This is a genomic window from Aureimonas mangrovi (assembly GCF_014058705.1).
GTDB classification, from domain to species: domain Bacteria; phylum Pseudomonadota; class Alphaproteobacteria; order Rhizobiales; family Rhizobiaceae; genus Aureimonas; species Aureimonas mangrovi.
In genome coordinates, this window is the sequence record NZ_CP059692.1 from 2050541 (window position 1) to 2074612 (window position 24072).

The 24072-nt window shown below is 66.6% G+C and carries 21 protein-coding genes and 1 tRNA gene; 7 read left to right on the forward strand and 15 right to left on the reverse strand.

All coding sequences use genetic code 11. The features are described from left to right. Position 1: 1 nt before the first annotated feature. Both guaB and H1343_RS09750 read right to left on the reverse strand, forming a co-directional pair. A complete protein-coding gene (guaB, locus tag H1343_RS09745; protein WP_185982732.1) occupies positions 2-1507 on the reverse strand; it encodes an IMP dehydrogenase in 1506 nt (501 codons plus the stop codon). Between the two features lie 111 nt (positions 1508-1618). Then, on the reverse strand, positions 1619-2623 hold the full coding sequence (locus H1343_RS09750; RefSeq protein ID WP_246332915.1) for an MBL fold metallo-hydrolase: 1005 nt from the start codon (positions 2621-2623) through the stop codon (positions 1619-1621). Positions 2624-2747: 124 nt separating this feature from the next. Here H1343_RS09750 and H1343_RS09755 point away from each other — a divergent pair, with 124 nt between their 5' ends. Then, positions 2748-4136 (forward strand): MFS transporter, encoded by a 1389-nt coding sequence (locus H1343_RS09755; protein WP_185982734.1) that lies wholly within the window; start codon positions 2748-2750, stop codon positions 4134-4136. A gap of 2 nt (positions 4137-4138) precedes the next feature. Here the strand turns inward: H1343_RS09755 and H1343_RS09760 are convergent, their stop codons facing one another. Both H1343_RS09760 and H1343_RS09765 read right to left on the reverse strand, forming a co-directional pair. After that, positions 4139-4858 (reverse strand): RlmE family RNA methyltransferase, encoded by a 720-nt coding sequence (locus H1343_RS09760; protein ID WP_185982735.1) that lies wholly within the window; start codon positions 4856-4858, stop codon positions 4139-4141. Further along, on the reverse strand, positions 4855-5949 hold the full coding sequence (locus tag H1343_RS09765; RefSeq protein WP_484463077.1) for a Ppx/GppA phosphatase family protein: 1095 nt from the start codon (positions 5947-5949) through the stop codon (positions 4855-4857). Before H1343_RS09765 ends, H1343_RS09760 begins: the two co-directional genes overlap by 4 nt. Before the next feature lie 615 nt (positions 5950-6564). Here H1343_RS09765 and H1343_RS09770 point away from each other — a divergent pair. After that, positions 6565-6638, forward strand: a tRNA-Gln gene (locus tag H1343_RS09770). 368 nt (positions 6639-7006) lie between these two features. Here the strand turns inward: H1343_RS09770 and H1343_RS09775 are convergent. The 6 genes from H1343_RS09775 to H1343_RS09800 form a co-directional block, all read right to left on the reverse strand. Next, the gene (locus H1343_RS09775) at positions 7007-8461 is read right to left on the reverse strand and encodes a rhamnan synthesis F family protein (protein ID WP_185982737.1); all 1455 of its coding nucleotides are present in this window, start codon (positions 8459-8461) and stop codon (positions 7007-7009) included. Between the two features lie 624 nt (positions 8462-9085). Continuing rightward, the gene (gene recJ / locus H1343_RS09780) at positions 9086-10882 is read right to left on the reverse strand and encodes a single-stranded-DNA-specific exonuclease RecJ (RefSeq protein ID WP_185982738.1); all 1797 of its coding nucleotides are present in this window, start codon (positions 10880-10882) and stop codon (positions 9086-9088) included. A gap of 22 nt (positions 10883-10904) precedes the next feature. Then, positions 10905-11894, reverse strand: coding sequence for a class II fructose-bisphosphatase (gene glpX, locus H1343_RS09785; protein ID WP_185982739.1), 990 nt, complete (start codon positions 11892-11894; stop codon positions 10905-10907). Positions 11895-11972: 78 nt separating this feature from the next. After that, positions 11973-13277 carry a homoserine dehydrogenase gene (locus H1343_RS09790; protein ID WP_185982740.1) on the reverse strand — a complete coding sequence of 435 codons (1305 nt, stop codon included), beginning with the start codon at positions 13275-13277 and terminating at the stop codon, positions 11973-11975. A 22-nt stretch (positions 13278-13299) separates the two neighbouring features. Further along, positions 13300-14526 carry an LL-diaminopimelate aminotransferase gene (locus H1343_RS09795; RefSeq protein WP_185982741.1) on the reverse strand — a complete coding sequence of 409 codons (1227 nt, stop codon included), beginning with the start codon at positions 14524-14526 and terminating at the stop codon, positions 13300-13302. A 92-nt stretch (positions 14527-14618) separates the two neighbouring features. Beyond that, positions 14619-15050, reverse strand: a complete 432-nt coding sequence (locus H1343_RS09800) for a hypothetical protein (RefSeq protein WP_185982742.1) — start codon at positions 15048-15050, stop codon at positions 14619-14621. Between the two features lie 170 nt (positions 15051-15220). On the opposite strand from H1343_RS09800, the gene phaC reads away from it, so the two are divergent. From phaC to radC, 3 genes are all read left to right on the forward strand, one after another. Continuing rightward, positions 15221-17053 carry a class I poly(R)-hydroxyalkanoic acid synthase gene (gene phaC / locus H1343_RS09805; RefSeq protein WP_185982743.1) on the forward strand — a complete coding sequence of 611 codons (1833 nt, stop codon included), beginning with the start codon at positions 15221-15223 and terminating at the stop codon, positions 17051-17053. Positions 17054-17163: 110 nt separating this feature from the next. Beyond that, positions 17164-18003 (forward strand): type I methionyl aminopeptidase, encoded by an 840-nt coding sequence (gene map / locus H1343_RS09810; protein ID WP_185982744.1) that lies wholly within the window; start codon positions 17164-17166, stop codon positions 18001-18003. Beyond that, complete coding sequence (gene radC / locus H1343_RS09815; RefSeq protein ID WP_246332924.1) at positions 17981-18706, forward strand: RadC family protein; 726 nt, start codon at positions 17981-17983, stop codon at positions 18704-18706. Before map ends, radC begins: the two co-directional genes overlap by 23 nt. Before the next feature lie 6 nt (positions 18707-18712). On the opposite strand, the gene H1343_RS09820 is transcribed toward radC, so the two are convergent. The 5 genes from H1343_RS09820 to H1343_RS09840 all read right to left on the reverse strand — a co-directional run bounded on the left by H1343_RS09820 (position 18713) and on the right by H1343_RS09840 (position 22303). Then, a complete protein-coding gene (locus H1343_RS09820) occupies positions 18713-18994 on the reverse strand; it encodes an usg protein (protein ID WP_185982745.1) in 282 nt (93 codons plus the stop codon). Between the two features lie 84 nt (positions 18995-19078). Then, entirely contained in the window at positions 19079-20680 is a 1602-nt protein-coding gene (locus tag H1343_RS09825; RefSeq protein WP_185982746.1) for an NTP transferase domain-containing protein, read from the reverse strand. Then, positions 20677-21393 (reverse strand): XdhC family protein, encoded by a 717-nt coding sequence (locus H1343_RS09830; RefSeq protein WP_185982747.1) that lies wholly within the window; start codon positions 21391-21393, stop codon positions 20677-20679. Before H1343_RS09830 ends, H1343_RS09825 begins: the two co-directional genes overlap by 4 nt. Next, on the reverse strand, positions 21390-21725 hold the full coding sequence (locus H1343_RS09835) for an XdhC family protein (RefSeq protein ID WP_425484579.1): 336 nt from the start codon (positions 21723-21725) through the stop codon (positions 21390-21392). Before H1343_RS09835 ends, H1343_RS09830 begins: the two co-directional genes overlap by 4 nt. An 83-nt stretch (positions 21726-21808) precedes the next feature. Then, a complete protein-coding gene (locus H1343_RS09840) occupies positions 21809-22303 on the reverse strand; it encodes a flavin reductase (protein WP_343048869.1) in 495 nt (164 codons plus the stop codon). A gap of 234 nt (positions 22304-22537) precedes the next feature. Here H1343_RS09840 and H1343_RS09845 point away from each other — a divergent pair, with 234 nt between their 5' ends. After that, positions 22538-23362 carry an ABC transporter ATP-binding protein gene (locus H1343_RS09845; RefSeq protein ID WP_210270021.1) on the forward strand — a complete coding sequence of 275 codons (825 nt, stop codon included), beginning with the start codon at positions 22538-22540 and terminating at the stop codon, positions 23360-23362. Continuing rightward, the gene (locus H1343_RS09850; RefSeq protein ID WP_185982748.1) at positions 23359-24063 is read left to right on the forward strand and encodes an ABC transporter ATP-binding protein; all 705 of its coding nucleotides are present in this window, start codon (positions 23359-23361) and stop codon (positions 24061-24063) included. The genes H1343_RS09845 and H1343_RS09850 overlap by 4 nt, the downstream gene beginning before the upstream one ends. Positions 24064-24072: the final 9 nt, after the last annotated feature.

Consider the following 24072-nt stretch of genomic DNA (forward strand, 5'->3'; position numbering starts at 1 on the left):
CTCAGGCGCCGAATCCGGGATAGTTCGGGCTCTCGCGCGTGATCGTCACGTCATGGGCGTGGCTCTCGCGCAGGCCGGCGTTCGAGATGCGCACGAAGGTCGCGTTCTGCCGGAAATCCTCCAGCGTCTTGGCGCCGGTATAGCCCATCGCCGCGCGCAGGCCGCCGGTAAGCTGATGCAGAACGGCCGAGACGGCGCCCTTGTAGGCGACCTGTCCTTCGATGCCCTCCGGCACGAGCTTCAGCGTGTCGCGCACCTCCGCCTGGAAGTAGCGGTCGGCCGAGCCGCGCGCCATCGCGCCGACCGAGCCCATGCCGCGATAGGCTTTGTAGGAGCGGCCCTGGTGGAGATAGACCTCGCCGGGGCTTTCCTCGGTGCCGGCGAGGAGCGAGCCGACCATCGCTGCGGACGCGCCGGCGGCGAGCGCCTTGGCGAGGTCGCCCGAGAATTTAATGCCGCCATCGGCGATGACGGGCACGCCAGCCTTGTCGGCGACCCCCACCGCATCCATGATCGCCGAAAGCTGCGGAACGCCGACGCCCGCGACGATGCGCGTCGTGCAGATCGAGCCCGGCCCGATGCCGACCTTGATGCCGTCCGCGCCCGCGTCGATCAGCGCCTGCGCGCCCGTGGGCGTCGCGACGTTGCCGGCCAGCACCTGGCAGGAATTCGAAAGCTTTTTCACGCGGGCAACCGCGTCCAGCACCTTCTGCGAATGGCCATGCGCCGTATCGACGACGAGAAGATCGATCCCCGCATCGATCAGCCGTTCGGCGCGCTCGAACCCGTCCTCGCCGACGCTGGTCGCTGCAGCAGCCAGAAGGCGGCCCTGCGGATCCTTTGCCGCGTTGGGGTTGAGTTGGGACTTCTCGATGTCCTTGACCGTGATGAGGCCGATGCAATGGCCCTGCTCGTCCACCACCAGCAGCTTCTCGATGCGGTGGCGATGGAGCAGACGCTTGGCCTCCTCCTGGTCGACCGTCTCGCGGACGGTGACGAGGTTTTCGCGCGTCATCAGTTCGGCGATCGTCTGCCGGTCGTCGGAGGCGAAGCGCACATCGCGGTTGGTCAGGATGCCGACGAGGCGGCCTCGCGTCTGCCCGCCGGAGCCTCCGTTCTCCACCACCGGGATGCCGGAGATGCGATGGTAACTCATCAGTGCGCGCGCATCGCCGAGCGTGGCGTCCGGCCCGATGGTCACCGGATTGACCACCATCCCGCTCTCGAACTTCTTGACCTGCCGAACCTCCTCGGCCTGCTGCTCGGGGGTCAGGTTGCGGTGGATGACGCCGATGCCGCCGGCCTGAGCCATGGCGATGGCGAGGCGCGATTCGGTGACCGTGTCCATCGCCGCCGAGAGGATCGGGATGTTGAGGTCGATCGTGCGGGTAATACGCGTACGCACATCAACCTGCCCGGGCATCACCTCCGAATGGCCCGGCTGCAGAAGGACGTCGTCGAAGGTGAGCGCCGTCGCGCCCGTTGCGGTCTCGATGATGCGTGCCATGGCCAGCCCGTTCCGATGATGGAGGCCGGGCGCAAGGAAGAAGTTGCCCGGCGAAGGATTGGCAAGGGCTGCTAGCACTTCACCGCCCGCTTGGGAAGGCAGCTTCAGGGCTCAGAGGAGCAGGCGGTAGGTCTCCGGCGCGAAGCGATAGCTGTCGCCTTCCGCCTCCACATAACCGAGAGCCGGGAACGGCAGGTGATAACCGGTGAAGGGGATGCCCTCTTCTGCCAGCATGGCCAGGACGCGGCGACGCGTCTCGACCGCGGCTTCCTTGTCCATGTCGAAGCGCACATGCCAGTCCGGCCGCTGGAACGAGACGACGAACTGCGAGAGCGTATCGGCCGTCAGCAGAAGTCTCTGGCTGTTCGATTCGAGTTCGAAGAGCATCATGCCGGGCGTATGTCCGAAGGCGGCGCGTGCCGTCAGGCCGGGCACCACCTCATCACCGTCCTCCAGAAGACGCATCCCGTCTTCCAGCGGCGTCACCATCGCGGCCACCGCCTCGGCGTTGCCCGATGCCGGTCCGTTGCGTGCGGCGTCCGACGTCCAGAACTCGTATTCCACGCGTCCCGTCACGACGTTGGCGTTGGCGAAGACCGGCGAGCCGTCCTCGATCAGCCCGTTGATGTGGTCACCATGCAGATGGGTCAGCACGATCGTGGTCACGTCCTGCGCCTGGATTCCCGCGGCCGCCATGCGGGCTGTGAGAAGACCCTGCCCGTTCGCGCGTCCGCCGGCGCCGAAGCCGGTGTCCACCAGGATCACATCGGAGCCGATCTGCAGGATCGTCGGCGTGAAGAAATTGACGAACTCGTTCTTCGGCAGAAGGTTCTGCGCCATCAGGGCGCCCACGTCCTCGGCGTTCTGGTCCTCACCGAAGGTCGGGTGCGGCCCCTCGCCCGGACGCACGCCGTCGAGTATCTGGGTCACGGTGACGTCGCCGATCCGGAAGCGGCGCCAGCCGGGCGCCATCGGATTTTCGTCCTGCATCGCGGCTGTCGCCCCCTCGCGTCCGGTTTCCTGTGCCGACGCCGTGGTGTGATAAAGCCCGCCGAGCGTGAAGCCTGCGGCGGCGGCCTTCAGAGCGTTGCGCCGGTTCAACCCGTTGTCGGACATTTCGGACCTCTCCATCCGTCGTGATCGGTTCTGAGACCTTTGCGCAGAATTGGCGCGCCGTCGTTGCGCGAAAAGGGCACGGGGCATAATAAGCGAGCCTTCCCGTCTCCTCGCGAGCCTCGCCTTGAAGCGCATCGTCCCGATCGTCCTCGCCGTCGCCCTTTTCATGGAGAACATGGATTCGACGGTCATCGCGACATCGCTCGCCACGATCGCCGAGGACATCGGCACCAGCCCCATCGCGCTGAAGCTCGCGCTGACGAGCTATTACGTCTCGCTCGCCATCTTCATCCCGATCTCCGGCCGCATGGCCGACAGGTTCGGCGCCAAGGCGATCTTCCAATGCGCGATCCTGGTCTTCATGCTCGGCTCGCTGGCCTGCGCGCTGGCCAGTTCACTGGAGGGTTTCGTCGCCGCACGCTTCCTGCAGGGCATGGGCGGCGCCATGATGACGCCCGTTGGCCGGCTTCTTCTGGTGCGCGCCGCGCCGCGCTCCGAACTCGTCTCGGCAATGGCCTGGTTCTCGATCCCCGCGATGATCGGCCCGCTCGTCGGCCCGCCGGTGGGCGGCGCCATTTCGACCTATGCCGACTGGCGTTGGATCTTCGTCATCAACCTGCCGATCGGGCTCATCGGCATCGTGCTTGCGCAGCGGTATCTGCCTTATGTCGAGAAGGTGAAGGGCGTCACCTTCGACTGGCGGGGCTTCGCGCTCTCGGGCCTTGCCTGTGCAGGCCTGGTCTTCGGTCTTTCCGTCGTCTCCCTGCCGGCTTTGCCGCCGGTCACCGGCGTCTCGATGGCGCTGGTGGGCGCCCTGTTCACCTGGCTTTACGTCTCTCACGCGCGGCGACGCGAACGCCCGCTCCTCGACGTGACGCTGTTCTCCATTCCGACGCTGCGCGCGGCCGTCATCGGTGGAGGCCTCTTCCGTCTGGGCGCAGGTGCCGTGCCATTCCTCTTCCCGCTGATGCTTCAGCTCGGCTTCGGCTACACGGCCTTCCAGTCGGGCCTCATCACCTGCGTGTCCATCGGCGGCGCGATGACGATGAAAGTCTTCGCCAAGCCGATCCTCAAGCGTTTCGGTTTCCGCGCGACGCTCGTCGGCACGGCGATCATCGGCGGCGCCTTCATGGGTGCGATCGGCTTTTATCGACCGGACACGCCGGTCGCCCTGCTTCTGGTGCTTCTCCTGATCGGCGGCTTCTTTCGCTCGCTTGTCTTCACTTCCATCAACACCATCGCCTTTGCGGACGTCACGCCGGCGCGCACGGGCGATGCGACGGCCATCCTCGCCGCGTTCCAGCAGGTGGCGATCGCCGCGGGCGTCGCCGTGGCGGGTGCGATTCTCGAGGGCGGCCTTGCGCTGACCGGCGGGGAAATCCCGACGCTTGCGACCTTCTCGGTTGCGTTCTTCATCGTCGGCGGCCTGACGATGGCCTCAGCGCTCGCCTTCTGGCGCCTTTCCCCGGACGACGGAGCGGAGATCGCAGGGCGCAGGGCGCCCGCCGAATAGGCTCAGTCGTCGCTCTCGTCGCCGTCCGCAGGCATTTCGCCCCGGCGTCCGCGGAAGTTCTTGGCGAGGAGATAGAGCTCGACGGACCCTTCGCGCGACGCCGGCGGCTTGACGTGATGGACGCTCGTGAAGTTGCGCTTCAGCATGGCGAGAAGTTCGCCCTCCGTGCCGCCCTGAAAGGTCTTCGTCAGGAAATGCCCGCCGGGCCGCAGCGTGCGCACGGCAAAATCGGCCGCCACTTCGCACAGATGCATGGTGCGCAGATGGTCCGTTCGCCGATGGCCCGTCGTCGGCGCCGCCATGTCGGAGAGCACGATGTCCGGATCGCCGCCGAGTGCCTCCAGAAGCCGCCCCGGCGCCGTGTCATCGAGGAAGTCGAGCTCCAGAAGCGTCACGCCCGGGATCGGCTCTACATGCAGGTAGTCGATGCCCACGACATGCGCCGCGCCGTCCTTCTGCGTGCGTTGGAACGAAACCTGACACCAGCCGCCCGGCGCCGCGCCCAGATCGACGATCCGCAGGCCCGGCTTCAGAAGCTTGTAGCGGTCGTCGATCTCGATGAGCTTGTAGGCAGCGCGCGAACGATATCCGTCGGCCTTCGACCGGCGCACGTAAGGGTCGTTCAGCTGCCGCTCGAGCCAACGCCTCGAAGACGTCGTCAGTCCCCGCTTCTTCTTGACGCGGACATTCAGCCCGCGATCATCGCCTCGTCCGCCGCTCATGCGTTCGTCCTCGTCCGGCCGCCGGACGAACGGCGCCATACGCCGTCCGCGACCATCATTTCCGTCAAAAGTCCCTCGCGCAGACCCCGGTCCGCGACGCGCAGCGCCCGCGCCGGCCAGACGCGGCGGATCGCCTGCAGGATTGCGCAACCCGCGAGCACGAGGTCGGCACGTTCGGACCCGATGCACGGGTTGGCGATGCGCTCCTCGAAACTCCAGCCCGCGATCTTCCCGACGAGCGCCTCGACGTCCGGTTCGGTCAGCCAAAGTCCATCCACCTGCCGGCGATCGTAACGCTCGAGCCCGAGATGAACGCCGGCGAGAGTCGTCACCGTGCCGGACGTGCCGAGAAGGTGAAAACCGGGCTTTCCGACGATCTCCGCCAGCTTGTGCCGACCGGCAAAGCGCGAAAGCTGCTCCTCGACATGGACGATCATCGTTTCGAAAAGCTCGGGCGACACGTCGCGACCACCGAATTTCTCGGCGAGCGACACGACCCCGACCGGCAGCGAGGTCCAGGCCACGATATGGTTGGCGAGGCGGGGCGAGTAGCCGGCGCGCAGATCGAGAAGCGCAACCTCCGTCGACCCGCCGCCGATATCGAACAGGACGGCGCCCTTGGCCGAGCGATCCACCAGAGAACCGCAGCCGGAGACCGCAAGGCGAGCCTCGGTCTCGCGGCTGACGATGGTCAGATCGAGCCCGGTCTCCCGGTGAACCCTCTCCAGGAACTCCTGCCCGTTCGCTGCTGCGCGGCAGGCCTCGGTCGCGATCAGCCGAGCGCCCGTGACCTCGCGGACTGAAAGCTTCTGGCTGCACACTTCGAGAGCCGCGAGCGCGCGATCCATCGCGGTGGAGGCGAGCGAGCCGGTGCGCCCAAGCCCCTCTCCAAGCCGCACGATGCGCGAGAAGGCGTCGATGACCCGAAACTGTCCCGGGCGAGTGGGCATCGCGACGAGAAGCCGGCAGTTGTTGGTGCCGAGGTCGAGCGCGGCGTAGACGGGGGCGGCGGTGTTTCGCGCCGCCTCCCCGGCTTCCGTCGGCGCGTTCGGTGCCCGATCGACGTCGATGCGCGGCTCAGGCTCCGCCACGCGTTCGGCCTTGCGTGCGCGCCAGGCAGACGACGAGGCGCCGTCACCCGGCTTGCTTCGTTCCGAATCAGCAGTGGCTCTCACGCGTCCGAGAGCGGCCTCGGCCTTCACCAGCTTGTCGTTGAGCGCCGGGGGCAGGCTGCGCGCCCCCTGGATGCCGGTGGTCGCGGATGTCTTGCGGCGGCGGCGGCGACGCTTGCGTATGCTCCGGTGCTTGTCGGCGGGCGAATCGCAGTCGCGAGGAGCTGCGTTCCGCGACGGCTGTTCGACAAAGGGTTTCAAAGCCGGCGGCGCGCGCTTCGCGCCCTGCTGCCCCTCTTCCGGTCCGTCGTCCTTCATCGTCCGCCCGCTCGGACGTGGCCTGCTTTCGGCATGGTTCCGCAATCTTCGTCCGACGCAGCTCCGATAAGGGGCGCACGGAATGTTTCTCGGATGTTGCGGCGGAGATTACCAAGACGGCGCCTCGATACAAGGAGGTGCCGTTGGGTGATGCGCGCCGAGGAGCGAAAACGGGCTGGCCGAAAGCATCCGAAGCGATCATGCAAACGTCACGAAGAGGCTTGCATCTGCGCCATGAGGCTGTATGTAGGGCACCGCGCTGCGGCGCACCCCTGCTGGGGGATAGTTTAAGGGTAGAACAGCGGACTCTGACTCCGTTAGTCTTGGTTCGAATCCAGGTCCCCCAGCCAGCTTTTCCTTCGGAAATCCACAAAGACTCCACTGTCCGGCGAACTGTCGCGGAACGCTCGTTCGTGGTCCAGATCATGTATCATCAGTTTCTGCCGTCGGCGGGCCGTTGATACCATGGCCCGGCTATGCTCCCGCGTGAGCGAGACGCAGTTCGATCATCGTCACATTAAGGATCGCGGTAAAGCAGCCGATCTAACCTCGGAAAGAGGGATTACTCCCCATTGAACGGGTCTATTCCTGGATGATGGTTTTGACCATGTGGAAGAACGCAATCACCGTCGTTTCCTCGCTGACCACTGTTATGGTCCGGGCAGGATAAAGCGCGGATCCAAAGAACCGCCCTCATGGAATGTGACTCGTCAGTTGTCTACGACACGCGCGAGAACATGAACTCGGACTTGCCGCGACTGTCTTCGGCGAAGGGGTCGTGGCCGTTGGAGCGCAGATAGGTCCAGATGTCTTCCGGGAACAGATCGCGATTCTCGCCCGAGACCAGAGCCATCTTGATGAAGGGAAAGCCATCGTCGATGAGGCGTGACCAGTCCCAGATACTCGGATTTCGGTTGTCACGGTAGGGCGGAAACAACTCGCCGACCCGAAGCCCTGCGCGCCGCATCCTCGGCGAGAACGTGGTCTCGTAGTCACGGATGACGTGATCTTTGTTCGGATGGTTCACCACACTACAGAGAAACTCAGGCAAGGCTGCGCTACGTAGCGCAGCACGTTTGAGAACCAGATAGTAGCTCTGCAGATGCAGAGCGTGCTCCCAGTTCGAGGTCAGTCCGACCACATCAAGATCGAGCCTGTCGATGCGCCTTTGCATATTCGTCATCCGCTCCGTGTCGAGCGGACCGAAGATGCTGTCATTGGTGAGCAGAACTTCCTCGGATTGGTAAAGCTGCGGCATCAGCGCCCAGACATGCGCCCAAGCCGCGAAGTCGAAGCCTACATTCTCTCGCACGAAGATACTATCGCAGGCGGACCGGAGTTCCCTCGGGAACTCCACCTCCATCACGTCCGCCGCGACAACGAGATGGATCGCATACCCGATGTCTTTGAGGGCTCGGACGAGGCGGGCGGTGTGCGGGCGGATGAAGCCGTTGCCCGAATGCGTGACCACGAGCGCGTTGCGGCGCCCCACCGCCCCGCGACGTACGGTGACGATCCGAGCACTATCGGCTCGAGCGCCGGGCGTGGCGCGACTCGACCACCGCGGCGCGTAGCCCGCTTCCATGCCGACTTCGAGGTAATGCTTGAGCGGGTTGCCCTCGATCGGCCCATATTCCTCCATGTAGCGTCGGGAATCAAAACGCGGCGACGGATCGAACCCGAGATGCCCGTTCGCGATGAAGTGGGTCAAAGGATGCACGTCCTCGGGGATCTCCGCGCCGTACGCTGAGATGTAGAAGGACGTATCGAAGAAGGGGCTTGGATCGAGCCCGAGCTCGACGCCATGATTCATGTAGTGGTGGAACGGGTTGGTGCCGGCCGGCAGCGCATTGCGATCGTTGTACCAGTCGGAGCGGAAGAAAAGGCTGGGCCAGTAGCCGAGGGCGGCCCCGATCGCCATGAAGTGCTCATGAGGCGACGCGCCGAAGCGGGCCACATCCGGGTATCTATCTAAATAGGCCTCGAGATCGAAAACACGGCTTTCAGCCAGCATCCGGACGTCGCCTGGTGTGGGCGTCTCATACCACCACTGCCGCCCCTCAGCATGGCCATATCGAATGAAATGCTCGGCAGGATCAGCTCCTGCCTCACGCACATCGGGGTTTAGAGCAAGGTACTTCTTAGGATCGAAATCCTCCGGTAGTTGCAGCATTTCGCCTCCGCCTCGGTGACTTGTCGAGCCACCGATCTTTCCTGTTCTGACACGCTCGCCGAAAGGCCTAGACGACCGACCAGATGACGTTGAGTGCTTCCTCATAACGAAGTCCACGCTCTCCGTCTTCACCGATCCTGAAAGCCACTCAGGCAATAAAACCAGTTGCAGGAGACGCTCGCCGCTTCCACTCCGCTCGATAAGAGTAGGGGAGACGCGGTGCCTGCGCTGCTGTGTTTTATCAGACCGCGAGAACAGATCTCTCGTTTGCCGCTATGCCCCGCGGAACTCAAGGACGTGAGGATTGAGCCAGACTTCGCGAACGCTTGGAGGTGTCCCCTACAGGGTTCCAAGACCATCGCTCGTCGCCCTTGCCGGTATCGCGTGTCACGCTCCACTACTGTCCGTCGTTACCGGCATACCGAAATGCGAGTTGGACACTCGTCACGATCGAAGCCTAGCGGCGATCTGCGGCGCTATTGACCGCGGCGTGTTCGCCAAGCTCAAGAGCCGGCCCACTCACCGCTTGACGATGCGATCGTCCCCCTCGAAGTCGCCCTCGTCCGCCTCGCGCTCGATCGTCACAAACTAGATGAGGGAGCGTCTGCTCGCCGGGCCTCACCCTCAGGCGAAAGCGTCCGCGGCGTCGACGATGCGGAAGGCGACTTTCTCGCGGCCCTGGAAATGGTCGATCGAGAGCGATCCGGCGACGTGCAAGGGGCGGCTCCCGGCTTCCAGCAGACGCGCGCCGAGATCGGTACCAGCCGCGCGGAAGGCGATCGCGAAAACGGTCGCGCCATCCATCGCCTTCAGGGTGGCGCGCACATGGCCGCCCGCGCCGACGGGCGCGGCGCTCGTCACGCGGTGCTGCGGCAGGGCAAAGATCGGCTGAGCGTGCCCGGCTCCATAAGGGCCAGCCTGCGCGACGGTGCGTGCCAGTTCCAGTGTCAGCCCCCCGGCGGCCACGGCGCCGTCGATCTGCAGGCTCTGCACCTGCGGCCGGTCGCCGAGGCGCCTGCGGCCCTCGCTTTCGACGAAATCGCGGAAATCTGCGAGCCGCTCGCGCTGGAGCGAGAGGCCGGCGGCCATCGCGTGCCCGCCGCCCTTCGTCGCGATGCCCGCCTCGACGGCTTCGCGCACGAGGCGCCCCACGTCGAAGCCCGGCACCGAACGGGCCGAGCCGCTGCCCTTGCCGGCCCCGTCGAAGGCGATGGCGAAGGCCGGGCGCGTGAAGCGTTCCTTCAGACGCGCGGCCACCAGCCCGACAATGCCGGGATGCCAGTCGGCCCGAGCGGTGACGAGGATCGGCGGCCCCTCGCCCGCGCCGATTTCATTGGCGACTTCCATTTCTGCCTGCGCGAGCATGTCGCGCTCGATCGCCTGTCTTTCCTCGTTCAGGAGATGGAGGCGCAGCGCCAGGGCCTCGGCCTCCGCCTCGTCCGCCGTCGTCAGGAGCCGGGCACCGAGATGAGATTCCCCGATCCGCCCGCCGGCGTTGATGCGCGGCCCGAGCAGGAAGCCGAGATGATAGGCGTCAGGCGGACCGGCGAGCCGCGCGATACGCGCCAGCGCCCGCAGTCCCGCGTGCTCCGCGCCGCGCATCACCTGCAGCCCCTGCACGACCAGCGCACGATTGAAACCGACAAGCGGGACGACGTCGCAGACCGTCGCCAGCGCCGCGAGATCGAGAAACGAAAGGAGATCCGGCAGACCCGCCGCCGGTCGCCCGCGACGGCGCAGTTCGCGCGAGACGGCCACGAGCGCCAGGAAAACGACGCCGGCCGCGCAAAGATGCCCCTGCCCCGACAGATCGTCCTGCCGGTTCGGATTGACGATCGCCACGGCCTGCGGCAGCGAAGCGCCCGTCTGATGATGATCGAGGACCACGACGTCGGCACCAGCCATGCGCGCCGCGTCCAGCGCTTCCGCCGAGGTGGTGCCGCAATCGACCGTGACGATCAGCGTCGCGCCGCCAAGGACGAGATCGCGCATCGCGGCCGGGTTCGGCCCATAGCCTTCCGTGATCCGGTCGGGAATGCGGATCGCCGGCTCGCGCCCGAAATGGCGCAGATAGAGCGCCAGAAGCGCCGAGGAGGCCGCCCCATCGACGTCGTAGTCGCCGAAGATCGCGATGGTCTCATCACGCTCGATGGCATCGGCGATGCGTGCGGCGGCCGCGTCCATGTCGGTGAGCGTCGAGGGGTCGGGCATCAGGTCACGTACGGTCGGCGACAGGAAGCGCTGTGCGTCCTCCGCCTCCACCCCGCGCGCCGCCAGGAGGCGGGAGACGATGTCCGGCAGGCCGTGACGCTGCGCGATCTCTACCGCACGCCCTTCCGCGCGCAGCGAGAGGGCGTGCTCCCAGCGCTGGGCGCGCAACGACCGCTCGACACCGAGGAAAAGCCGGCCTCCTGCGCTCACGGCATCGGCTCGCGAAGCGCAGTCAGAGCCCGAACCGGGCGCGGTCGTAATGGCGCGATCGGATGTCGCGGACCGTGCGGGTGCGCGAGCGCATCACCAGCGTGTGCGTTTCTATGCGGTTGCGATAGAAGCGCACGCCGCCGAGGAGATTGCCGGAGGTGACGCCCGTCGCGGCGAAGATGACGTCGCCGCTCGCCAGATCCCCGAGCGTGTAGATGCGATAGGGGTCGGTCACGCCCATCGTCTCGGCGCGGGCGCGCTTCTCGTTTGTGTTGAGCTGGAGGCGCCCCTCCATCTGCCCACCCATGCAGCGAAGGGCTGCCGCCGCGAGAACACCCTCGGGCGCGCCGCCGATGCCCATGTAGATGTCGATCCCCGTTTCTTCGGGATCGGTTGTGTGGATGACGCCCGCAACGTCTCCGTCGCCGATCAGCCGGATTGCCGCGCCACAGTCGCGGATCTCCTCGATCAGCTTGGCGTGGCGCGGGCGGTCGAGGATGCAGGCGGTGATTTCGCCGATCGGGACACCCTTGGCGGCGGCCAGAGCCTCCAGGTTCTCACGCGGGCTGCGGCGCAGCGAGACGACGCCTTCGGGATAGCCCGGCCCGACCGCGATCTTTTCCATGTAGACGTCGGGGGCGTTGAGAAGGCTGCCCTTGGCGGCCACCGCGATCACCGTCAGCGAGTTCGGCAGGTTCTTCGCGCAGACCGTCGTGCCTTCGAGCGGGTCGAGCGCGATGTCCACCGCGGGCCCCTCGCGGGAGCCGACCTTCTCGCCGATGAAGAGCATCGGTGCCTCGTCGCGCTCTCCCTCGCCGATCACGATCGTCCCATCCACCGGCAGGCGCGAGAGCGCCGAGCGCATCGCGTCGACGGCGGCCTGGTCTGCGGCCTTCTCGTCTCCACGTCCGCGCAGGAGAGCGGCCGCGATGGCGGCGGCCTCGGTCACCCTCGCGACTTCGATGGAAAGGATGCGCTCGAGCGGATCGTTCTGATCGACGGTGATGGTCATGGTCTCACGCCTCCCGGTGGCGTGGTCTTATGCTGGAAAGCGATGACGGCGCAATGTCGCTGCGCCGCCGGCTCCTCGTCAGTTCAGCGCCTCGATGCGGATCATCCGCGGCTCGCCGCGCAGATGCCCGTCGCGCGAGACATGCTCCAGCGCCTTGCGCACGGCCGCCTCGGTGGTCTCGTGGGTGATCAGCACGACGGGACGGGTCGCGCCGTCATCGGTCTGGTCACGCCGGCGCTGGACGATGGATTCCAGCGAAATGCCGTTCTCGGCCATCCGCCTCGCGATGGAAGCGAATGCGCCGACCTGATCCAGCACCGAGAGGCGGATGTAGTAGCCGCCCTCGTGTGCCCGCATCCGGGCACGCTTGTAGGGAGCAAGTTCATTTGCCGGCAGGCCGAGCGGCGGCACCCTGGCCGACCCCGCCGCGTCGATCACGTCCGAGAGGACGGCCGAGGCCGTCGCCTCGCCGCCGGCGCCCGGGCCCGCAAGGAGGATCGAGCCGAGGAGATCGGTGTCGACGGCGACGGCATTCGTCACGCCGTCGATCTGCGCCAGCGCCGAGGAGGCCGGGATCATCGTCGGATGCACGCGCTGCTCTATGCCGGTTTCGGTGCGCTGGGCGACGGCGAGGAGCTTGATGCGGAAGCCGAGTTCGGCCGCCGCCTCGATGTCGGCATTGGAGACCTGATCGATGCCCTCGATGAAGATCGAATCGAGGTCGATCTCGCAGCCGAAGGCGAGCGAGGTGAGAACCGCGAGCTTGTGGGCCGCGTCGAAGCCTCCGATGTCGAAGGTCGGGTCGGCCTCCGCGTAGCCGAGGCGCTGGGCGTCCGCGAGGCAATCCTCAAAGGCGATACCCTCCTTCTCCATGCGCGTCAGCATATAGTTGCAGGTGCCGTTCAGGATGCCGTAGACGCGGCTCGTCGCGTTGCCGCGAAGCGCCTCGCGCATCGTCTTGATGATCGGGATGCCGCCGGCCACAGCCGCCTCGAAGAGGATCGCGGCGTTCTTCTTCTGCGCGAGCCTGGCAAGCTGAACGCCGTGATGGGCAAGCAGCGCCTTGTTGGCGGTCACGACCGTCAGGCCGCGCCCGAGGGCCGCCTTCACGCTGTCATAGGCCGCCCCGTCCGAGCCGCCGACGAGTTCGACGAAAACGTCGATATCGGCCTTCTCCGCCAGTGCGACCGGGTCGTCGAACCATTCGATCGCGGAGAGGTCGACGCCGCGATCCTTCATGCGATCACGCGCCGAGACGGCCACGATCTCGATCGGCCGACCTGCGCGGCGCGCATAAAGCTCCTGCCGGTCCTTCACTAGACGGGCCAGCGAGGCACCGACGGTCCCCAGCCCGGCGAGGCCGAGCTTCAACGGGCGATCCATGACGCCCCCCTCTTCTGTCGTTTCAGAGCGCGGCCGAGGTCTCGGCCGGCGCGGCAGGGTTGTGCCTGTCTTCCCCGCCGGTGGCAAGGAAGCGGCGGATGTTGCGGGCCGCCTGGCGGATGCGGTGCTCATTCTCCACCAGTGCTATGCGCACGTAGTCGTCGCCGAACTCGCCGAAGCCGATGCCCGGCGCGACGGCGACGTCCGCCTTCTCGATCAGCAGCTTGGAGAATTCCAGCGAGCCCATGGCGCGGTGCGCCTCGGGGATCGGCACCCAGGCGAACATGGTCGAGGACGGCGGCGGAACGTGCCAGCCCGCACGCTCGAAGGAATCGCACAAGACGTCGCGGCGGTGGCGATAAACGTTGCGCACCTCGGCCACCGGCTGGTCGCCCGCGTTGAGCGCGGCCGTGGCGGCAACCTGGATGGGCGTGAAGGCGCCGTAGTCCAGATACGACTTCACCCGCGCGAGCGCAGCGATCAGGCGCTCGTTGCCGACGGCGAAGCCCACGCGCCAGCCGGGCATGGAAAAGGTTTTCGACATGGAGGTGAACTCGACAGCGACATCCATCGCTCCGGGCACCTGCAGCACCGAAGGCGGCGGTGCGCCGTCGAAATAGATCTCGGCATAGGCGAGATCGGACAGGATGATGATCTCGTTCTCGCGCGCGAACTTCACCACCTCGGCGTAGAAGTCGAGGCTCGCCTCGTAGGCCGTGGGGTTGGACGGGTAGTTGAGGATGATGGCGATCGGCTTGGGGATCGAGTGGCGCACGGCACGATCCACCGCGCGCATGAAGTCCTCGTCGGGCTTGGCCGGGATGGAGCGGATCGTGCCGCCCGTCATCAGGAAGCCGAAGGCGTGGATCGGATAGGTCGGGTTCGGACACAGCACCACGTCGCCCGGCGCGGTGATGGCCTGCGCCATGTTGGCGAAGCCCTCCTTCGAGCCCAGCGTGACGACGACCTGCGTCTGCGGGTCGAGCTTCACGCCGAAGCGGCGTTCGTAGTAGGCGGCCTGCGCGCGGCGCAGCCCCGGAATGCCCTTGGATGTGGAATAGCGATGCGTGCGCGGATCGCGGATCGCCTCGCACATCTTGTCGACGACGAACTTCGAGGTCGGAAGGTCCGGGTTCCCCATGCCGAGATCGATGATGTCGACGGAGCGGGCGCGCGCGGCGGCCTTCTTCCTGTTGACCTCTTCGAAGACGTAAGGCGGCAGCCTGCGGACCTTATGGAACTCTTCCATCGCACCATTCCCGAAACAGCAAGGCCACGTCTTACGCCGCCACCCCTTGCGCCGCAATCAGGATGCGATGTCGTTTCGCCCGCCAGAAAGCCTCAGGGCGTGCGGGCGCGCTCCTGCCGCTCGCGAGCGAGATCGCGTAGCTCCTGCGTCGAGCGCCGTGCCTCCGCCGCACGGGCCGCCGCCTCGCTCTGGCGGGTGGAGGCCAGCGTGGACAGTTCGGAGACGGACTGGTCGTAACGCGCAGTGCCCGCCGGCCCGGCGCGAGCAGCGACATTGGCAAACCGCGCCTGCGTCGCGGCCACCGTTGCCTGATCGGCCTGCGGGCCGGCCGTCGTCGGATAGGCTCCGATCAGCGGATAGCCGTCGCGTCCGAGCCTCTGCGAGGACGGTCCAGAAGGAGCCGGCGGGCCGGTGAAACCGGGCGGCGGTGTGGGCGTCTCGTCGCGCGGCATGTAGGCGGCGCAGCCGTTCAGCGTCAAAAGGCCCGCGATCGCCATCGCCGTATTGCGCCACCGAAGCATCATATCATCATCCCGTTCGCCGCTTCGACGAGCTTTACCCCGAAACCGTTCTCCGGCAAATCGCGGACGCGGCTTCGGGTGCGGTGCGGCGACGAATTTCGTCGTCCGAAGGGTGACAGAGCGGCGCGGCGACCCTTTCTTAAGGGCAGGCGCATGTGGCGAGAGGAGCATAGATGTCGCAGACCCATCGCGAGCCCCCGGAAGGCCCGCCGCCGGGCTCCGACTATCTCGTGCGCGATCCCGAAGCGTTCGCGCGCAACATGGCGCATGTGCTGGAGAATCTCGGCAAGGCTGCGGCGGCGTGGGTCGAGCCGCGCGAGCGCGGGCGGATGCGGGACCCGGCGACGTCCATCTACGGCGAGATGGTCTCGACGCTCTCCAAGGTCGGGCAGTATTGGCTGAGCGAGCCCGGACGCGCGCTGGAGGCGCAGACCTATCTCTTCGCCGGCTATCTCGACATCTGGAGCCGATCGATCCGGCGCATGTCGGGCGATCCGCAGGAGACGACTGAGGCGACACCGCCCGCCAGGGGCGACAAGCGCTTTTCCGACGAGGAATGGCAGCGCAACCCGTTCTTTGACTTCCTGCGGCAGGTCTACACGCTCACGACCCGCTGGGCGGACGATCTCGTGACGAAGGCCGAGGGACTGGACCCCCACACCCGTCAGAAGGCAGCCTTCTACGTCCGTCAGATCTCGAACGCGCTCTCGCCGTCGAACTTCGTCTTGACCAACCCTGAACTCTACCGCGAGACGCTGGAGCAGAACGGCGAGAATCTCGTCCGGGGCATGAAGATGTTCGCCGAGGACATGACGGCGGGTGCCGGCGTCCTCAAGCTCCGCCAATCGGACGTGGCTAGTTTCGAAGTCGGGCGCAATATCGCGACGACGCCCGGCTCAGTGATCGCGCAGAACGAGCTTTGCCAGATCATTCAGTACGCACCCGCCACGAAGACCGTGCGGCGCCGGCCCATCCTCATCTCGCCGCCCTGGATCAACAAGTTCTACATCCTCGACCTCAACGCCGAGAAGAGCTTCATCGGTTGGCTGGTCGAGCAGGGCGACACGGTCTTCGTCGTTTCATGGGTCAACCCCGATGCGCGGCACATGGACCGTGACTGGCAGGCTTATATCGAGGAAGGGCTCGTCTTCGGGCTCGACACGATCGAGGCGGTGACGGGCGAAAGCGAAGTCGACGCGATCGGCTATTGCGTCGGCGGCACGCTGCTCGCCTGCGGTGCGGCCTACATGAAGGCGCGCGGTGACGAGCGCATCCGCACGCTGACGCTTCTTGCCACGCAGGTGGACTTCGCCCACGCCGGAGACCTTCTCGTCTTCGTCGACGAGGGCCAGCTCAAGGCACTGGAGGAGACCATGACGGTGACCGGCACGCTCGCCGGAACCCATATGGCAACCGCATTCAACCTCCTGCGGTCTGGCGAACTGATCTGGCCGTATTTCGTCGACAACTATCTGAAGGGGAAGGAGCCCCTGCCCTTCGATCTTCTCTACTGGAACTCAGACGCGACGCGAATGACGCGCGCGAACCATATGTTCTATTTACGGAACTGCTATCTCGAAAACCGCATCACCAAGGGCGAAATGCGGATCGGCGACGTCGACATCGATCTTCGCTCACTGACGATCCCGGTCTACAACCTCGCCACGCGCGAAGACCACATCGCCCCGGCGAAGAGTGTCTACGCCGGCAGCACCGCCTTCGCAGGCCAGGTCACCTACGTCATGTCGGGGTCGGGCCATATCGCCGGCGTCGTCAACCCGCCTGCGAAGAACAAGTACCAGTTCTGGACGGGCGAGGAACCAAGCGAGGCGAAGAGCTTCGAGGACTGGGCGGAGGCCGCGAAGGAGACGAAGGGCTCGTGGTGGCCTCACTGGCAGGCCTGGCTGAAGAGGCGCTCTCCCGGCACCGTGCCGGCCCGTCCCGTCGGCGGGAAGGACCATGCCGAAATCGAGCCCGCACCGGGCAGCTATGTGCGCGCCAGATAACGCTGGAGATCGTGAAGGTCTTGAAGCGTCGGCCCATCGGTGCGACATCGGCTTGACAAGTGAACGCCGCGCCCGTTTCGGGGCTGCCGGCCAGCCAGCACCGCCGAGCCATGACCCAGTATCTCGAAGCCGAAGCCGAGCCCCTGCGCAACACCGGCGTCATCCGCCTCTATGGACCGGACGGGTTCGAGGGGATGCGCCGCGCCTGTGGCCTCACCGCACTCTGCCTCGACGAGGTCGCGGCGATGGTGGCGCCAGGCGTGACGACGCAGGCGATCGATGACTTCGTGTTCGACTTCGCGCGGCGCCATGACGCCGTGCCGGCAACGTACAACTATCGCGGTTATCCCTACGCCACCTGCATCTCCATCAACCACGTCGTATGCCACGGCCAGCCGAACGAGAAGCCGCTGCGCGAGGGCGACATCGTCAATATCGACGTGACGCTGATCGTCGATGGCTGGCATGGCGATTCCTCGCGCATGTATCCGGTCGGCAAGCTCAAGCGTGCCGCCGAGCGCCTGTGCGAGATCACCCACCGCTCCATGATGCTCGGCATCCAGGCGGTTCGGCCGGGCGGGCATACCGGAGACATCGGCGCCGCGATCCAGACCTACGCGGAGGCCGAGCGCTGCTCCGTGGTCCGCGATTTCTGCGGCCATGGCGTCGGCAAGCTCTTCCACGATGCGCCGAACATCCTGCATTACGGGCGACGCGGCGAAGGCCCCGAGATGCGCCCCGGCATGATTTTCACCATCGAGCCGATGATCAATCTCGGCCGCCCGGCCGTGAAGATCCTGAGCGACGGTTGGACGGCCGTGACGCGCGACCGCTCGCTCTCTGCGCAATACGAGCACACGGTCGGCGTCACCGATACCGGCTACGAGATTTTCACGCTCTCGCCGGGCGGGCTCGACATGCCGGGCTTTGCGCCCGCAGCCGCCGCCTGAGCGGGCGGCCGTGGGGGAAGCCGAGCGCGAGAAGCCGCATCACGACGGCCATCGGGACAGGCTGCGCGATCGTTTCGCGCAGGCCGGCGAAGCTGCCCTTGCCGACTACGAGCTTCTGGAACTCGTGCTCTTCCGCACCATTCCGCGACGCGACGTGAAGCCGCTCGCCAAGACGCTTCTCGCCCGCTTCGGATCGCTCTCGCAGGTTCTCAACGCACCGCCGCATCTTCTTGCTGAGGTTGACGGAATGGGCCGATCGACAGCGCTCGATTTCCGCATCCTCACCGCACTCCAGCAACGCACATTGCGCCAGGAGTTTCGCGGGCGGGACCTGCTTTCCTCGTGGGCCGCTCTCCTCGACTACTGCCGGGCGGCGATGGCGCATGAGACGCGCGAGCAGTTCCGCATCCTCTTCCTCGACAAGAAGAACGCTCTCATCGCCGACGAGGTGCAGCAGACGGGCACGATCGACCATACGCCCGTCTATCCGCGCGAGGTGGTGCGGCGCGCGCTCGAACTCTCTGCGACAGCGCTGATCCTCGTCCACAATCATCCGTCCGGCGACCCGGCGCCCTCCCGCGCCGACATCGACATGACGAAGACGATCGCCGCCACCGCGAAGCCGCTCGGCATTGCCCTTCACGACCACCTCATCATCGGCCGGTCCGGGCACACAAGCTTCAAGGCTGCGGGCCTTCTCTAGCCGGCTTCAGTGCAGGACGCCGGCGTCCCGCACCATCCGCACCTCCTGCGGCGCGATCAAGCCACGATGCATCACGCGAACGGAGTGGATCGCCGCCTCGACCTCACGTTCCCAGTGGTCGAGAAAGCGGCGCAGGCGCGGATAATGCGGCGCGATGTCGTCGAACTGCCAAGAGAAGCTCTGCAGGAAGGCTGGGTGGTCCGGCATGCGATAGAGAACTTCGGCGGTGGTCACACCGTATCCGGCGAGCATCCGCTCGAAGCTTGCATCAAGAACGCGGGGTGGCATCGGCAACGCTCCTTGTCTGCGGCGGCGCAGGTGCCGCCGAGCGTACAGCGTGCGCCTCGAAAATGAAGCGGAGCTTTCGCGGACTCAGCCCGCGAGGACGCCGCCCGCGCGTGCCATCGCCTCCGGCGTGTCGACATCGAGGCTCGCCGCCGCGCCGATCTCCACCTCGCGCACCAGCTCGCCATTGGCGGCGACGATGCCACGCGCGCCGACGTCTCCCGTCAGGGTCTCGACGCTCTCTGCGAAACTGCGCGAGAGCAGGACCGGGTTGCGCCGGCGCCCGTCGTCGGTGGCCAGAACGATGGAGCCTTCGCCGGCGGGCGCGAAGGCTTCGATCATCGCGTCGAGATGGGCGGGGGTCAGCGCCGGCTGGTCGGCCAGCATGACGAGGACGCCGTCGCCCTCGGACGCGCGAAAGCCCGCGACGAGGGAGGTCGAGAGCCCTTCGGCATAGTCCGGGTTGTCGATCACCTCGACGCGCAGGCCCTCCAGCGCCGCGCGCATTTCGTCCGCCCGGTGGCCGACGACGACGGTGACGGAGGCCGCGCGGCTGGCGAGCGCGGTCTCGACCGAGCGGCGGATCAGCGGCACGCCATCGAAGGTCGCCAGAAGCTTGTTCGCCGCGCCCATCCGGCTGGAGCGCCCGGCGGCCAGCACGAGGGCCGCCACGACCGGCTCATCCGACATCGTCTCGGCCTCGCGCGGCTGGGGACGGGCGGCGATCTCCATCAGGAGTCCGCCGACTCCGAGCGGCCATATATCCTTTGGCATCACTTCAATGTCGGCCAGCAGGCGATTGAGAATCCAATCGAAACCATTCTCCTGCGGGCTGCGCGCGCAGCCCGGCGCCCCCAGCAATTTCGCGGTGCCGAGCGCGCCGAGAAGAAGGAGGTTGCCGGGATCGACAGGCATCCCGAGATGGCGGACGCGTCCCCCGGCATCGCGGACGGCCGCCGGGACGACATCGTCGATGTCGATCACTGCGGAAGCGCCGAAGACCACGATGAGATCCGCGCTGGAGCTCTCGCGGAAGGCTTGCGCCACACTGTCCTGCCGATGCGGAACGCGCCGCTCGGAGACGATCTCCGATCCCGACGCGGCGAGACGATCCTCCAGGACGCGCCGCGTCTTGTCGAGGACACTCGCCTTCAGGCCCGGCAGCTCGGTCTGGATGAGCGCGACGCGATGGGCGCGATATGGCTTCAGGCGCAGCGCCCTGCCGCCCGACAGGAGCGTGATGGCCTCGTCCAGCACCGCCCCTGGCACGGCAAGGGGGATGATCTTCACCGTCGCGACCATGCGGCCCGGGTCCACGGGCGCGTAGGCCGGCAGCGTCGCGAGGGTGATCGCGGGATCGAGCGCGTTGAGGCGATCGATCGTCGCCTTGTCGGGCAAGAGGATTCCCGCCTCGCCTGCGAAAAGGTTCGCGCGGCCCGTCGCCGCCGGTGCCGCGCCGATGCGTGAGCCTGCGAGCGCCGCGGCGATGCGCGCGGCGGCCTCGTTCTCCGGCACGTCGCCAGGATCGAGCAGCGCCACCGTCGCTTCGCTTTTTCCGGCCTCCTCAAGGCGGGCCAACGTGTCGGCGTCAAGGCGTGTGCCTTTGGCGAGCCGGCCGTCTTGAAGGCGCACCGAATGGGCAAGGATCGCGCCCTCGCACTCTTTGAGCGGGAATGTGCCGAACTTCATGCCGCGCGCATCTCGCCGCGCCGTTCCGGGTGCATGTGGCGCTTGCGGAACGCCTCGATGATGGAGGCGAGAATGGCGACGGCGATCTCGGGCGGCGAGGACGCACCGATATCGACGCCGATCGGCGCCTCGATCCGCGCGATCGCGCGCTCGTCCAGGCCGGCAGCTTGCAGCCGCTCCACGCGCTTGCCGTGCGTCTTGCGGCTGCCGAGCGCGCCGACATAGAAGCAGCCTGCCTCCAGCGCCGCCCGGAGCGGAAGATCGTCAATCTTCGGATCGTGGGTCACGGCGACCAGTGCGCAATACGGATCGAGCGGCCGCGCGGTGAGAACGTCCTGCGGCCATTCGGCATGGAGCCTGCTAGCTTCGAAGCGCTCGGGCGTCGCGAAAGCCGTGCGCGGGTCGATGATCTCGATATCGTAGCCGGCAATCCGCGCCATCGGGGCGAGCGCCTGGCTGATGTGGACTGCACCGACCACCACGATGCGCGGCGGCGGCAGATGGACGTTGATAAAGTAGGTCTCGCCACCCTCCTCCACGTCCACCGAGCGGCCCGAGCGCAGCGCTTTGACGATCGCCTCGCCCCGTGAGCCGGCTTGCGCCTCGCTCTCCTCGACGAGGCGTTGCGCTCCGTCCGAGAGCCGGGTCTCCACGACGACGGCGCGCCGCGCAGCCCTCGCCTCGTTCAAAGCGCGCAGGAGAGCGAGCTTCACGCCTCCAGCCTCTCGACATGGACCCTGATGCGCCCTCCGCAGGAAAGCCCGACCCGCCAGGCGGTCTCATCGGCAACGCCGAACTCCAGCGTGCGCGCAGTGCCGCTTTCGATGACGTCCGCGGCTTCCGCGATGACCGCGCCCTCGACGCAGCCGCCGGAGACCGAGCCCTCGAAATTGCCGTCCGCGTCGATCACGAGATGGCTTCCGGCGGGTCGCGGGGCCGAGCCCCAGGTCTCGATCACGGTCGCGAGCGCCAGCCTGCGGCCCTCGCCGGCCCATCGTTCGGCGACGGCCAGCACGTCGCCCGGCATGGTCTGTGTTTCGCTCATGGCACCTTCCCCGTCACGGCCGTCCGGCCGCCCGGGATGACATAGGGATGCCACGCGTCACGCGCCACGGCGACCGCGCCGATTCAGAAGCCGTGATAGAGCCTGTCGCGATAAAGAAGGCTTCGGCCGGGCTCGCCGAGGCGAACCGCCGCCACCTCGCCGATCATCACTCGATGGGTGGCGACCGTCCGGCTGTCGACGAGGCGGCAATCGAAACTCGCGAGCGCACCCTCGAGAACGGGCGCCCCGGTCGAAAGCGTGACCCAGCGCGCGCTGGCGAAGCGCGCTTCGGCATCCAGTCCACCCTCACCAGCGAAGACACGCGCCACCTCTTCGGAGGTCTGGCCGAGAAGATTGACGGCGAAGACGCCGTTCTCCTCGAAGCGAGCGTTGAGCGGGCTGGAAAGATTGAGGCAGACCAGCAGCGAGGCCGGCTGGTCCGAGACTGAGCAGACAGAGGTCACGGTCACCCCGCGCCGGCCGGCCGGGCCATCGGTCGTCACGAGGTTCACCGCCGCCGCGAATCGGCTCATCGCCTCGCGGAAGGTCGATCGTTCGATGGTCGAACTCGTCAGCACATTCAACGCCTGAGCATCCCGGTCATTGCGGCCCGTCCCGCAGTCCTTCGCGCTCACTTAAGTGCGCGCGAGGAAGGCTGCGACCCGGCGCTTGGCACGATCGTGATGCGCCCGCAAGCCTCGCGCGTTCAATCGAAGGGTTTGAACTCTTCGACAGTTCCTCTAGAAGCGCGACGCGAACGTAAACGGCGTTTCGCCCGGAAATTCCCCCAAATGCCTGGAGACGAGGCCACGATGGCCATCGAACAAGAGATCAAGCCTGTCATCGAGGTGCGCAACGTGACGCGCCGCTTCGGCGGATTCGTTGCGGTCGACGATTGTTCGCTGCGCGTCGAGAAGGGTTCGATCACCGGGCTCATCGGTCCGAACGGCGCGGGCAAGTCCACGCTATTCAACATGGTCGCGGGCAATCTCGCGCCGTCCTCCGGCCAGATCCTCCTCGACGGCGAGGACATCACCGGTGAGGCGCCGCACAAGCTTTTCCATCGTGGCGTCCTGCGCACCTTCCAGATCGCGCACGAGTTCTCGCGCCTGACGGTTCTGGAAAACCTGATGATGGTGCCGCCCGAGCAGCCGGGCGAGAACGTCCTCGCCGCCTGGGTCTTTCCCGGCCGGGTGCGGGCCCGTGAGCGCGCAGTGCTCGAACGGGCCGAAGAGGTGATCGACTTCCTGAAGATCGGCCATGTGCGCGACGAACTCGCCGGCAATCTCTCAGGCGGCCAGAAGAAGCTTCTTGAGCTTGGCCGCACGATGATGGTCGATGCCAAGGTCGTGCTTCTCGACGAGATCGCCGCGGGCGTGAACCGCACGCTTCTCAACGACTTGGCGGCCAACATCGAGAGATTGAATCAGGAGCGCGGTTACACCTTCTTCGTCATCGAGCACGACATGGACCTGATCGGCCGCCTCTGCGATCCGGTGATCGTCATGGCCGCCGGCTCCGTGATGATGACGGGCACACTTTCCGAGATTCAGGCGAACGAGGCCGTCGTGGAGGCCTATTTCGGCGGCTCGGCGACGGGCCACGCGACCACCAGGGCAGGCGGAGCGGGCGCATGAGCATCCTGAAGCTCGACAAGGTCGTCGCCGGCTACGGCGGAACGTCCATCCTCAAGGGCGTCGACCTGTCGCTCGAGGCCGGCGAGATCGGCGTCATCGTGGGTCCCAACGGCGCGGGAAAGTCGACGACGCTGAAGGCCATGTTCGGCCTCCTGAAGGTGACGTCCGGCTCCATCGTCTTCGACGGGCACGACATCACCAACCGCCCGGCCGAGAAGCTGGCGAAGCTCGGCATGGCGTTCGTGCCGCAGGAAGCGAACGTCTTCAAGACGATGAGCGTCCACGAGAATCTCGAGATGGGCGCCTATGTGCGCCGGGACGACTTCTCGGGTCTCCTCTCGCGCGTCTACGACATCTTCCCGCCGCTGAAGGACAAGCGCAATCAGCCCGCGGGCGAGCTTTCGGGCGGGCAGCGCCAGATGGTCGCCGTCGGCCGCGCCCTGATGATCGACCCGAAGCTGATCCTCCTCGACGAGCCCACGGCCGGCCTCTCGCCTCTCTTCATGAGCGAGATCTTCGACCGCATCCTCGCGGTGAACGCCACCGGCGTCACCGTCGCGATGGTCGAGCAGAACGCCAAACAGGCGCTCGGCATCGCTCACAAGGGCTTCGTGCTGGCTGGCGGCACCAACCGCTTCACCGATACGGGCGAGGCTCTTCTGGCCGACCCCGAAGTCGCGCGCTCTTTCCTCGGCGGCTGACGCCGTGAC

Coding starts and splice junctions, on each gene's coding strand:
- H1343_RS09775 (WP_185982737.1), bottom strand. CDS start 8,461: ATGCTGCAACTACCGGAGGATTTCGATCCTAAGAAGTACCTTGCTCTA.
- H1343_RS09845 (WP_210270021.1), top strand. CDS start 22,538: ATGGCCATCGAACAAGAGATCAAGCCTGTCATCGAGGTGCGCAACGTG.
- H1343_RS09850 (WP_185982748.1), top strand. CDS start 23,359: ATGAGCATCCTGAAGCTCGACAAGGTCGTCGCCGGCTACGGCGGAACG.
- H1343_RS09825 (WP_185982746.1), bottom strand. CDS start 20,680: ATGAAGTTCGGCACATTCCCGCTCAAAGAGTGCGAGGGCGCGATCCTT.
- H1343_RS09760 (WP_185982735.1), bottom strand. CDS start 4,858: ATGAGCGGCGGACGAGGCGATGATCGCGGGCTGAATGTCCGCGTCAAG.
- H1343_RS09800 (WP_185982742.1), bottom strand. CDS start 15,050: ATGATGCTTCGGTGGCGCAATACGGCGATGGCGATCGCGGGCCTTTTG.
- H1343_RS09790 (WP_185982740.1), bottom strand. CDS start 13,277: ATGGATCGCCCGTTGAAGCTCGGCCTCGCCGGGCTGGGGACCGTCGGT.
- map (WP_185982744.1), top strand. CDS start 17,164: ATGACCCAGTATCTCGAAGCCGAAGCCGAGCCCCTGCGCAACACCGGC.
- H1343_RS09820 (WP_185982745.1), bottom strand. CDS start 18,994: ATGCCACCCCGCGTTCTTGATGCAAGCTTCGAGCGGATGCTCGCCGGA.
- phaC (WP_185982743.1), top strand. CDS start 15,221: ATGTCGCAGACCCATCGCGAGCCCCCGGAAGGCCCGCCGCCGGGCTCC.
- H1343_RS09795 (WP_185982741.1), bottom strand. CDS start 14,526: ATGGAAGAGTTCCATAAGGTCCGCAGGCTGCCGCCTTACGTCTTCGAA.
- H1343_RS09750 (WP_246332915.1), bottom strand. CDS start 2,623: ATGTCCGACAACGGGTTGAACCGGCGCAACGCTCTGAAGGCCGCCGCC.
- guaB (WP_185982732.1), bottom strand. CDS start 1,507: ATGGCACGCATCATCGAGACCGCAACGGGCGCGACGGCGCTCACCTTC.
- glpX (WP_185982739.1), bottom strand. CDS start 11,894: ATGACCATCACCGTCGATCAGAACGATCCGCTCGAGCGCATCCTTTCC.
- H1343_RS09835 (WP_425484579.1), bottom strand. CDS start 21,725: ATGAGCGAAACACAGACCATGCCGGGCGACGTGCTGGCCGTCGCCGAA.